The sequence below is a fragment of the Serratia sp. PL7 genome, from assembly GCF_945957435.1.
Genome location: NZ_CAMFLB010000028.1, coordinates 101,272 through 112,004 on the forward strand (window position 1 = coordinate 101,272; position 10,733 = coordinate 112,004).

12 protein-coding genes, 1 tRNA gene and 3 pseudogenes are annotated in these 10,733 nt (G+C 62.2%); 11 read left to right on the plus strand and 5 right to left on the minus strand.

What is annotated here, in order from left to right; translation table 11 throughout:
- Nucleotides 1-200 precede the first annotated feature (200 nt).
- From N6G83_RS46700 to N6G83_RS46735, 8 genes and pseudogenes are all read left to right on the plus strand, one after another.
- Complete coding sequence (locus N6G83_RS46700) at nucleotides 201-806, plus strand: sulfite oxidase-like oxidoreductase (protein WP_033982388.1); 606 nt, start codon at nucleotides 201-203, stop codon at nucleotides 804-806.
- Nucleotides 799-1,542, plus strand: coding sequence for a ferredoxin reductase (locus tag N6G83_RS46705; protein WP_044059343.1), 744 nt, complete (start codon nucleotides 799-801; stop codon nucleotides 1,540-1,542). Before N6G83_RS46700 ends, N6G83_RS46705 begins: the two co-directional genes overlap by 8 nt.
- A gap of 68 nt (nucleotides 1,543-1,610) precedes the next feature.
- The gene (locus N6G83_RS46710) at nucleotides 1,611-2,876 is read left to right on the plus strand and encodes a thiolase family protein (protein ID WP_033982398.1); all 1,266 of its coding nucleotides are present in this window, start codon (nucleotides 1,611-1,613) and stop codon (nucleotides 2,874-2,876) included.
- Between the two features lie 100 nt (nucleotides 2,877-2,976).
- A pseudogene (locus tag N6G83_RS46715) lies at nucleotides 2,977-3,201 on the plus strand (glutaredoxin domain-containing protein); the annotation flags it as partial.
- 69 nt (nucleotides 3,202-3,270) lie between these two features.
- Entirely contained in the window at nucleotides 3,271-3,552 is a 282-nt protein-coding gene (locus tag N6G83_RS46720) for a DUF427 domain-containing protein (RefSeq protein ID WP_046092728.1), read from the plus strand.
- Between the two features lie 170 nt (nucleotides 3,553-3,722).
- Nucleotides 3,723-3,989, plus strand: a complete 267-nt coding sequence (locus N6G83_RS46725; RefSeq protein WP_103243974.1) for a hypothetical protein — start codon at nucleotides 3,723-3,725, stop codon at nucleotides 3,987-3,989.
- A 198-nt stretch (nucleotides 3,990-4,187) separates the two neighbouring features.
- Entirely contained in the window at nucleotides 4,188-4,682 is a 495-nt protein-coding gene (locus N6G83_RS46730; protein WP_018429639.1) for a Dps family protein, read from the plus strand.
- Nucleotides 4,683-4,733: 51 nt separating this feature from the next.
- Entirely contained in the window at nucleotides 4,734-5,267 is a 534-nt protein-coding gene (locus tag N6G83_RS46735; RefSeq protein ID WP_103243975.1) for a peptide-methionine (S)-S-oxide reductase, read from the plus strand.
- A gap of 998 nt (nucleotides 5,268-6,265) precedes the next feature.
- On the opposite strand, the gene N6G83_RS46740 is transcribed toward N6G83_RS46735, so the two are convergent.
- Entirely contained in the window at nucleotides 6,266-6,946 is a 681-nt protein-coding gene (locus tag N6G83_RS46740) for an NADPH-dependent F420 reductase (RefSeq protein ID WP_199416583.1), read from the minus strand.
- Nucleotides 6,939-7,652: an SDR family oxidoreductase gene (bdcA, locus tag N6G83_RS46745; protein WP_026227545.1), complete on the minus strand. Its 714-nt coding sequence runs from the start codon at nucleotides 7,650-7,652 to the stop codon at nucleotides 6,939-6,941. The genes N6G83_RS46740 and bdcA overlap by 8 nt, the downstream gene beginning before the upstream one ends.
- Before the next feature lie 71 nt (nucleotides 7,653-7,723).
- Between bdcA and N6G83_RS46750 the strand changes: the two genes are divergently transcribed.
- On the plus strand, nucleotides 7,724-8,317 hold the full coding sequence (locus N6G83_RS46750; protein WP_018429645.1) for a TetR/AcrR family transcriptional regulator: 594 nt from the start codon (nucleotides 7,724-7,726) through the stop codon (nucleotides 8,315-8,317).
- 333 nt (nucleotides 8,318-8,650) lie between these two features.
- Here the strand turns inward: N6G83_RS46750 and N6G83_RS46755 are convergent, their stop codons facing one another.
- Nucleotides 8,651-8,926: a dual specificity protein phosphatase family protein gene (locus N6G83_RS46755; protein ID WP_103243978.1), complete on the minus strand. Its 276-nt coding sequence runs from the start codon at nucleotides 8,924-8,926 to the stop codon at nucleotides 8,651-8,653.
- Nucleotides 8,927-9,005: 79 nt separating this feature from the next.
- Here N6G83_RS46755 and N6G83_RS46760 point away from each other — a divergent pair.
- Nucleotides 9,006-9,760 (plus strand): annotated as a pseudogene (locus N6G83_RS46760) (IS3 family transposase); the annotation flags it as partial.
- A 31-nt stretch (nucleotides 9,761-9,791) separates the two neighbouring features.
- Here N6G83_RS46760 and N6G83_RS46765 read toward each other — a convergent pair.
- A tRNA-Leu gene (locus N6G83_RS46765) sits at nucleotides 9,792-9,876 on the minus strand.
- Between the two features lie 382 nt (nucleotides 9,877-10,258).
- On the opposite strand from N6G83_RS46765, the gene N6G83_RS46770 reads away from it, so the two are divergent.
- The gene (locus N6G83_RS46770) at nucleotides 10,259-10,543 is read left to right on the plus strand and encodes a helix-turn-helix transcriptional regulator (protein WP_103243979.1); all 285 of its coding nucleotides are present in this window, start codon (nucleotides 10,259-10,261) and stop codon (nucleotides 10,541-10,543) included.
- On the opposite strand, the pseudogene N6G83_RS46775 reads toward N6G83_RS46770, so the two are convergent.
- Nucleotides 10,509-10,733: pseudogene (locus N6G83_RS46775) on the minus strand (integrase); the annotation flags it as partial. The gene N6G83_RS46770 and the pseudogene N6G83_RS46775 sit on opposite strands and share 35 nt — an antisense overlap.

The window sequence follows — 10,733 nt, forward strand, 5'->3', positions numbered from 1 at the left end:
TCATACTGGACTGACGCTATAGTCTTCACGCACAACCACGACTCAAAATGGTCCAACACTTTTCTCTACGCTAATAGAGAATCCGGTATTCTGATTTTCAGTGAATTGGCTCGTTCGGCGGTTGTGCGCGCAAAGATCTTTTACAGAATTCTGAACTGAATCAGGTTCTGGTCTGTCGTGACAAGCAAGGGGGTTTCGCTATGGTCACCAGAGGTTTCACAGGCCGCGGTCCAGGCGGCGACCAGTCCGATCGGATTCCGCCGGGTCAGCATCTCGTGGAGAATTTCCCTGTTCTGACGGCCGGGCCAACGCCGAGCGTGGAGCCCTCCGATTGGAAATTCACCGTCAAGATCGGTCCGAAGCCCGTCAAAGTGTGGAACTGGAGCGAGTTCAACGCCCTACCGAAGACCAAGATGACCCGAGACATTCACTGCGTCACGTCCTGGTCCAAGCTGGATACCGCCTGGGAGGGCGTACTCATCGAAGACATCCTTGCAGATGCAGGGCTCGATCGGCCCACCGATTTCGTCTTGGCGCACTGCTACGATAATTACTCGACAAACGTCCCGCTGGCGGATCTGCTCTCCGGGAAAGCGATGGTCGCCCTCAACTATGCGGGCAAGCCGCTTCCCCGCGATCATGGAGGGCCGGCGCGTCTTCTGGTTCCGCACCTTTACTTCTGGAAGTCCGCCAAATGGGTGAACGCGCTGCAATTCACAACGCGTGACGAGGCGGGCTTCTGGGAGCTGCGCGGCTATCACATCTATGGCGATCCGTGGCGCGAGCAGCGATACACCAATGACTGAAAACGGCGCGCAAATCGCGTGGCAGTCATGCGTGATCGACGAAATCGTCCAGCAAACCCCGAGTATCAAGAGCTTCTTCCTTCGGTTGAGCAAACCGTTCGCGCACATCGCAGGGCAGCACGTCGATGTCCGGCTGACCGCGCCCGGTGGCTACAGTGCGATGCGGAGTTACTCGATTGCGTCTTCGGCAATCTCGTTCCCGACGGTCGAGCTCGCTATCGAGCGCCTGCCGGATGGCGAAGTTTCGCCGTTCTTCCACGATGTCGCGGCGATCGGCGACGAAATCGAGCTTCGTGGTCCGCTCGGCGGCCATTTCCTATGGCCTGAACCTGCCATAGACCCAGTGCTGTTGATCGGGGCAGGCTCCGGCCTCGTGCCGTTGATGGCGATGATCCGGCAGCGCCGCGCACTAGCCCAGGTCGTGCCGACAGCGCTGCTCCTGTCCGCACGAACCGCTGAAGACGTTCTCTTCTCAAAAGAGCTTCATTCCATCGAATGCAGCGATCCGGCATTCGCCTTGGCGCTGGCAATTACGCGCGAGAACCCGATCCGCGCATCGGACTTTGCGCGACGGATCGACGGCGTGATGGTCCAAGAAGTTCTGGCCCGGCTTCACCGAAAGCCCACACAAGTATTCGTTTGCGGGTCCAACGGTTTCGTCAACATCGCGACCGAGGGCGCGCTGCTGGCCGGCCTGGACCCCTCCATTGTCAAAACCGAGCGCTACGGCGGCTAGCGGCGCAAGCTACTTCGCGTCCCGCCGATCGTGGACGTGCAGCCCACGGATTAATTTTGGAGATCATCATGAGCCGCTTTGCCGAACCCGTCTTCATTGCCGCTGGCCTTCGGACGCCTTTCGGCCGCGGCGGAGGCGCGTTGGCTGCCTACGATGCCATCTCTCTGTCCGTGCCTGTCGTGCAGGCGATGGCGGCGCAGGCGGAGCCTGATCTCCTCGTCTGGGGAACCGTGATCCCGAATTTGGGCTGGAGCAATATTGCTCGCGAAACCTGGCTTGATGCCAAGCTCAATCCGACTGTTCCGGCGTTCTCCGTCGTCCTGGCATGCTCGACCAGCATGACGGCGACCTTCGCTGCGGCAGGGATGCTGGGCGGAGGAACCGACCTCACCATGGTCGGCGGGTCCGAAGTCATGAGCCGGCCGTCAATCGCCCTGACGGCCGATGCATCGAAGCGGCTCACCGACCTCTTTGCGCAGGATGCGACCGCCGCGCTTGCCGCCCTCCAGTCTCTGACTCCACGAGACTACGTGCTCCCCACAAAGGGCTGGGCAAACCGGATCACCGGAAGGACGATGGGTGATCATATGGAGGAGACCGCCAAGGCTTGGCGGGTCTCGCGCGTCGCGCAGGATGATTGGGCGCTCAAGAGCCACCAGCGGGCAGTCGCTGGTTGGGAACGTGGCTTCTTCGACGATCTCGTGATTTCGCTGCCTGAGCTGGCGCGCGATGCGAACCCGCGCGCCGATACGTCGCCCGAACGGCTGGCCGCACTCAAGCCCGCCTTCGATCGCGACAGCGGGAGGGGAACCCTGACCGCCGGCAACAGCTCACCGATTACGGATGGAGCCGCCGGGTGTTGGGTCGCTACCGAAGCCGGTGTGGCGAGACTCCCGGCGGGCACCCCCTACGCGCGGCTCGTCGACTACGAGATCTCTGCCGTCGATCTCCACACCGAGGGCCTGCTGATGGCGCCCTCCTATGGCATTCCGCGCCTGCTCGCGCGGCATCAACTCAGCTTCTCCGACATCGCACTCTGGGAAATCCACGAAGCCTTTGCAGCCCAGGTCCTGGCGAACGTCGCGGCCATCACCGATCGGGAGTGGGTGCGCGCGACAGCCGGTGTCCAGGCGGCTATGGGCGATTTTGACTGGGACCGCGTCAATCCCAATGGAGGCTCGGTCGCCCTGGGTCATCCGTTCGGCGCTACAGGCGCGCGCGACCTCAGCCAGGCGGTGAAGGAACTTTGGGCCATGCCGCCCGGATCGCGCGCAATCGTCAGCATCTGCGCCGACGGCGGTCAAGGCACAGTCGCCCTCCTCGAACGCGGCTGACGGTAGATCAACGCCATGACAGCGATCCGCTTCCAACTGTCGGAGACGCGATATGACAACTGATGTGCTGCTGTACATCACGAACTGATGCCCGTTCTGCCGCCGGGCGAAGATGCTCCTCGAGGAGAAGGGCGTGCAATGGAAGGAACTCGATATCGAGGCGGATCCGGTTCACCGGCAGGCCATGACGGAAGCGTCGGGTCGAAACACCGTGCCGCAGATCTTCATCAACGGCACGCATGTCGGTGGCTCCGACGAGCTTTTCGAGCTCGATGTCAGAGGCGAACTCGACAAACTCCTGGGGCGCACGCCGCCCGCCATCTGAGGGGGTGCGGCCTTGGGGCAGACAGCCCGCAAGCCCCGTGCCGGTTGATGAATACGAAAGGAGAGTCCGTTGGTCTCAGCTATCTGGAATGACGCCACCATCGCCACAAGCAACGAGACGGTCGTCGTCGAGGGAAACCACTACTTCCCACCGTCGGCAGTCGATTTTGGCCTGCTTGAGATGAGCCCGCACACGTCCGTCTGCCCGATCAAGGGCACCGCGCGCTACTTCCATGTGCGTGTGGGAGACGCGCTCAACGTGAACGCAGCCTGGACCTATCCAGATCCGACGCCAGGCGCCGAGGGCATCCGGGATCATATCGCCTTCTGGAAAGGCGTGGAGGTTGCGTAGCAGGCGGACAGGTGGCGGCCTCAGCGCCATGTGCAAGCGCCCGCGGGACGGCTTTTCCGCCCATCCCAGGCCGCGTCGGCTACAGGGCTCCGCCCCGGACCTTCTCCGCGGACTGGCGCCGAGGGCCTCGGACCCTTGGGCTTCTGTCGAATCAAGACGACTGGATTGAGATGGAGCATGCCGAGTTCGATGCCGCCTTCGCGGAGCTTCCCGAGGGATACAGCGAAGGCGCCTACGAAGGCCGGCGTTTCGGCGTGACTGTCCGGCGATCCGGTGACGGACGTCGCAACAGCCTGTTCGCCAGGGAGTTGGCCGGGACCGACATTGTCAGCTTCAACCTCTATCGCGTTACATCAGATAGAACATTGCTGAAGCCGTGCGAGATGTCCGCCGAAAAGGTCGTCGCGTTCGTGCTGGATTTCCGACCGGCCCCCTGACGGGCAGGTGGAGGTCCCGGCCGACCGGTCCGCCTGCGACGCCCGGCCCCCCAAGACTGCGCATGTCGCTCAAAGGTATCGAAACTATAGCCACCGGCCATTGGACTTCGTCTGGCAATGAATTCATCTTCTATACATCGCCATCCGTGGGGGAATCGGTGCTGGATCCCGTGTAGCCAGATTGAGAAAGTCTAAGCGATGACGAACAACAATGCCTCCGCCCTTCCGACACCTTCTGATCTTGACGAATGCGCGGCGATGACTGTCGCCGACGCTCTGAAGATCATTCTGGCGAACAGCTACGCGATTTACCTGAAGACAAAAAATTTCCACTGGCACGTCTCCGGACCCTACTTCAGGGACTATCACCTGCTTCTTGATGAGCAGGCCGCAGAGATCCTCGCCGTCACCGATGCGATCGCCGAGCGCGCCCGAAAGACGGGCAACACCACCATTCGATCGATCGGCGATATCGCGCGCCACCAGACGATCAAGGACAATGATGCTGAGTTCGTGACACCGCAGGACATGCTGGGCGAGCTCCGCGCCGACAATCTCCACATGGTCGAGTCGTTTCGCCGCGCAAAGGACGTCGCGGACAAGGCGAAGGATAATGCGACGTCCGGCCTGATCGATGCCTGGACGGACGAGGCTGAGCGCCGTGCGTGGTTCCTCTTCGAAATCAGCCGCTAGCGCTTTGCCGGGCAAACCTACGTCAGGATTCACGCCTCGGCGTGGGAGGTGATGATGGCGAAGGCCGGCTTTGGAGGGGGATGCCATTGGTGCACAGAGGGAGTGTTCCAGGCGTTGCGCGGCGTCGCCCAGGTCGACCAGGGCTTTGTCCGGTCGGACGCGCCGGCAGATACCTGGTCAGAAGGGGTGATCGTCACCTTCGATCCATCGGTTATTCCGTTGGCGACGCTGTCCGAGGTGCATCTCAGAACGCATTCCGCTGCCAGGGCCCGCTCGCCTCGCAGCAAGTACCGCAGCGCGATCTACATCTTTGAAGAGAGCCAGCGGCCGGAGGCCGAACAGGCGATCGTCCGCTTCGCCGGCGCGTCTGCCAAGGCGGTGCACACCCTGGTCCTCCCGTTTAAAGGTTTCAGAGCGTCGGACGAGCGTTACCAAAACTACTATCGAACCGACCCGAGCAGGCCCTTCTGCCGCCGCTACATCGATCCCAAGCTGGATCATATCCGACGGCACTTTTCGGAACTGGCGCTCCCTGAAGCGAACCCGACTGTCCGGCAAGTCATCGATAGCGGTGATGGTTCGTAGTTCTAATGCGGCTCCGCGCTGAAGCATTCGACGAGTTCGCGCGCAATGAGACCTTGATTGCCATGCTCCATACGGCGTTCCCCGGAATCGGCCATGTCCGCCGCAACCCTGTCGGATACGCCTGGGTTGCTCTCAACTACACCAACCGCGACCCCAACTGATCATCGACAGCGCGGTGCGCCTATTCGGCCCATCTTCGGACTGACGGTCGGCAGCGTTCCGGTTAAGCGGCTCGCCGCGGAACAGCGCGGTAACGCCCGTAGCCAACCTTGATCAACAGTCCTTCCTCGCACATCCTTGTTAAGTAGCACCGAGGAATGCCGACCTCCGTCAAATCACGGGTGCGGACTTCGCCTAGCTTCTCCGCCAACATCACTGCGCGCTCTCGGAGATTCGGCATCGGCCCGCCGGCAGCGACAATCCTTTCTGCTCTCAGTCGATCACGCTTGCGCATCTTGACGGCGGGCCTTTGGATATGATTGAGGGGAATCGGCAGATCGAAGTTCGCATTTTCACCGACTCCGGCGAGCCACGCTTTTTCCTACGCCATGGCGCGATACTGTGCGCTGGCGTGCGATGTTTCCCTACGCTACGATCCGGTGCGATCCTGTTGGCTTGGCCAGCGCAGGGCCGCAAGAGCGATCGAAGGCAGGCGTAGAATAGCGTTACGTACCGAGCTCGCCCACCCCTTCAGCGCGCCCGTCGCATAATCGGTGGCCATGGCGTGGAAAGACAGGCGATCGGCGGCGCATTTCGGCTTCGCGCCAGCAGCGGTCATTACCGACTTGGCTGAAAGGCGACATTCCGCTCTTCACACAGACTCCCGCTTTCAGTCGAACACCGTAGGCCTTGTCGGCGGGATCGCGGATCGCTGCTGCCCTCTCAGCGATACCGACCGCGGCAGGCGCAGGCCGACATGAACGTGATGCCGGCGCGGGCGAGAGAACGGCGAAGACCTCGTAGGCATGGGCGGTGTGGTCGGGCAGAGGCAGTCTGCCCTATCTCGGTGGGAGCGGTGTCGCCTTGGCAAGGTTCGCAATCAGCGCGGGACGCGTTTGATGGTCGTGCGCGTGCCATGCGGGCTGACCCGGAGCGCTCCGCCAGGACTCGCTAAGCGGGCTGTTGTCCGCCGTGTCGAAGCCGAACTGGTCGTACAGTCGCGTGACCAGCGCCACCGCTTCGGGATAGTCGCTCGACACCGACAGCGCGTGCCGCCCCGGCGTGCCAGCGGGCCGCGCCGACAGCAACAGGCGCGGTGCCTGGATATGCGTGAACGCCCTCGCGACCTTGGACGTTGGCAGCTGGTCCTGCCGCAGTTCGTGCTCGGTCTTCGCGCCGGTATCGACGAGGGCATAGCGCCCGTCGCGCCACGGCATATAGTTGTTGGTGTCGAGCACGATCTTGTTCGCCAGTTGCGCCACGGGCATGTCGTTGACCAGCTTGAGCGGGACCGCGATCACGACGAATTCTCCCGCCTCCGCCGCACCGGCAGCGGTCGCGGCGCGGGCAGGCGGCCCGAGCTCCGCGACCAGCCCGGCCAGGGTTTCGGGCCCCCGCGAGTTGGCGATGACAACCCGATAGCCGTTGGCGATGGCGGCGCGGGCAATCTGGCTGCCGACCTCGCCCGCGCCGATGATGCCGATGGTGGTCATCGGCGCGGGCGAGGTCGGATCAGGCACCGAACGCGCCGTCGATGGTGTGCATGGCGCCCGTAACGAACCCCGCCTCCGGGCCGGCGAGGTACGCCACCATGCCCGCGACTTCCTCTGGCCGGCCGTGGCGCTTGATCGCCATGAAGCTGTGCAGCAGCTCCTTCATCGGTCCGTCCGCCGGATTGGCGTCGGTGTCGATCGGGCCGGGCTGCACCACATTAATCGTGATCCCGCGGGACCCGAAGTCGCGTGCCAGCCCGCGCGCCATCCCTTGCAGCGCAGACTTGCTGAGCGCGTAGGAGGACATGCCTGGAACGGGCATCCGGTCGCCGTTCACCGATCCGATGACGATGATCCGGCCACCCTGGGGCATCTGGCGCGCGGCCTCGACCGAGGCATGATAGGGCGCGTGGATATTGATCCGGAACAGCCGGTCGATTGCGTCCGGATCCTGCTCCAGAGAATCGCCGAAAACACCGATTCCGGCATTGACGACCAGCACGTCGAGCGCGCCACTGTCCTTCACGCGCGCGATCACCGCGTCGCGATCCGCGCTGTCCGTCTCGACAGCGGTGCTGCCCGTTTCGGCCGCCAGCGCGTGGGCCGCGTCAGGCGAACCGGAATAGGTAAAGGTCACCTTCGCACCATCTGCCACAAAACGCCGAACGATCGCCGCGCCGATCCCCCGACTGCCACCCAGCACGAGAACGGATTTCGCCTCAAACACACCCATCGGACTTTCCTTGATCAATAACTTACGACTCGCTACATAAACGACTTGAAACACCCGTCAAGGTATTTGTAGTGGTTCATACAAAATTATCCCGCGCACGCGGCAGACCGCGCCTGTTCGACCCGGACGAAGCGGTCGCGACCGCCCAGCGGCTGTTCCATTCGCGTGGCTATGATGCCGTCAGCATCGCGCACCTGACTCAGGCGATCGGGATAAACCCGCCCAGCTTCTATGCCGCCTTCGGCAGCAAGGCCGAGCTCTACAGCCGCATTCTCGATCGCTATGCCGGTACCGGCGCGATCCCGCTGTTCGATCTGCTGAACGCCGATCGCCCGGTCGCGGAATGCCTCGTCGCGGTGCTGGAAGCGGCGGCGCGGCGCTATGCCGCCGATCCGGACGCGGCGGGGTGCCTCGTTATCGAGGGTGTGCGCTGCACCGACCGCGAGGCACGCGAGGCGGCCGGAACGTTCCTTGCGGCGGCGGAGGAGGCGATCCATCGCTTCGTCGCCGCGCGCCATCCCGAACAGGCCGAGCGCGTGACCGACTATATGAGCACCGTCATGGCCGGCCTGTCCGCCAGCGCTCGCAACGGGCACGATCTCGATCGCCTGCTCGCCGCCGCCCGGCTCGCCGGGGCTGGTCTTGAGCAGGTGGTTCGCGGCTAATCCGCAAGCTCGGCAAAATGACCAGGACGTTATCGACCGGAAAGGTTGGTCGCGAACACCGCGTCGCGCTGCCGCTTCAGCGTTTGCGTGCCATCGGAGTTGGACACCTGGATATGGCCGATGGGCAATGCGCACTCCGCCAGAAAAGACTGAAGCTCCCGGGCATGTCAGCTTATCGTGCGGACGCGAAGCTGACATGCTGAAGGTCCGAAACGAGTCACTAGCGGAACTTGGGTTCAGTGCCGGAAGCGGACACTCCACGCGAGTCGGTCACAAGTAGGCTCGCGGCTCCCGCTCCCGAAAGGTCATCTTTGGAACAGCTCCGAAAGTGAGCTAGCCATCCTGCAAATACTTCGCCCAATTCAGCCGCACATAGTCCGCCATGCCCTGAGCAGGTGCGTACGGCGGGTAGAGCCTCCGAAACGCCAACAGTGCGGCAGCGGGATCTTGCGACCCCAGCGCGTCCGTGTGTTTCAGTAGATAAAGCAACGCAATCGAGGGCGACCGCGAGAGGCCCTGGTTGCAGTGAACCAGCACTTTGAACTCGCCGATGTGACGGTCGATCGCGCCGAGCGCCGTATCCACGATGATAGGCGCGATGAAGCTCACCTGCGCGACATCGACTGGTCTGCCCCCTGAAAAGTGGTCCTCCCTGAATTAGGCTTTCGAGCCTTTGGAGGATTGAGCGATGGCGCAGAAGAAGCACAAGCCTGAAGAGATTGTCTCGAAGCTTCGGCAGGTCGACGTTTTGGTGTCGCAGGGACGGCCGGTAGCCGAGGCGATCCGGGCGATCGGGGTGACGGCATTCACCTATTATCGCTGGCGCAAGGAATTTGGCGGCCTGAAGAGCGACCAGGTTAAGCGGCTGAAGGATCTCGAGAAGGAGAACGAGCGGCTGCGCAAGGCGGTGTCTGACCTGACACTGGAGAAGCTGATCCTGAAGGAAGCTGCGTCGGGAAACTTCTGAGCCCCGCCCGGCGCCGGCGCTGTGTCGAGCACGTCAGAGCCAAGCTCGGCGTATCGGAGCGGCTGGTGTGCCGGGTTCTGGGGCAACATCGATCCACACAGCGCAAGATGCCGATGGCGCGAGCCGAGGAGGCGGCCCTGACCGCCGACATCGTCGAACTCGCCACCCGCTATGGGCGCTATGGTTATCGTCGGATCACGGCCTTGCTGCACCGGGCGGGCTGGGTGGTGAATATGAAGCGCGTCGAGCGGATCTGGCGGCGGGAGGGGCTCAAGGTGCCGTACAGGCAGCCGAAGAAGGGCCGCTTGTGGCTGAACGATGGGTCCTGCATTCGGCTGCGGCCGGAATATCCCAACCACGTCTGGTCCTACGACTTCGTCGAGGACCGCACCCATAACGGGCGGAGGTTCCGCATGCTGAATGTGATCGATGAGTTCACGAGGGAGTGCCTGGCGAGCCGGGTGAGATTCGAACTTTTTGGCCGTCGGTTTACCTTGAGATTAAAGGTGGTGCGGGTGGTCGGAATCGAACCGACACTCCTCTCGGAACCGGATTTTGAATCCGGCGCGTCTACCAGTTCCACCACACCCGCACATTTGCCGCCGATTCTAGCCGACGCTCTCTGCACCTATACTGCACCTAGAGCGAAAAACCGAATATCGCCAGCCTCTTTTCCTTCCTTCTCAACCCCCTGAAAACACGCCGCTTTCAACTCGTCGTGTTTTTCTGTGGATTGGTAGACAAACCACTTTTTGAAGGGAGTCGTGTCTACCGCAGGCGTCGGCGTTGTTGCAGGCCCCACACGTTTCGAGCTTGTCCATCAGCGCCTGTTCGCCCCTATGCTGCTCCTAGCAGTCAGGAAGAACCCGCCGATGTGTACGCTATAGCCCGAAAACACCGCAATGCGTTTCGAAGGGGCTTTCACTATCACCATCTATCATTCTCAATCGCCTCAGCAATGAAGGAGATTGAGAATGGCAAAGATCGAAACTACACAAATTCGGAGAACAATCCGGCGGCAACAGTTGCGAGAGATGGTACCGATGGCCGACAGCACAATTTATGAAATGGAGCAGCGTGGCGAGTTTCCCCGCCGGTTCGCGCTCTCGCCACGTTGTATCGTATGGGACCTGGCCGAGGTCGAGGCTTGGCTCACGGCACGGCGGGCTGCGCCGATCCGGCGTGCCCAACATCCTGATGTTTCCAAGCGTAAATCCCGCCCGGTCAAAGGGCGGGATCCAGTTCCATCAAGGGCATAGCTTGCGGCAAAAGCGCGGGGGCATACTTCCGGCCATCGATCCAGGCGTCAACGGTATCCGCCCACTGCTGCATCATATGCCGACGCTGCACCTCATACTCGGCCTTGTTATAGACGCCGCGCGACGAACGCCCGTCCTCGTGCGCCAGGCACTTTTCGATCCAGTCGCTGTTAAAGCCCAGCTCATTTAG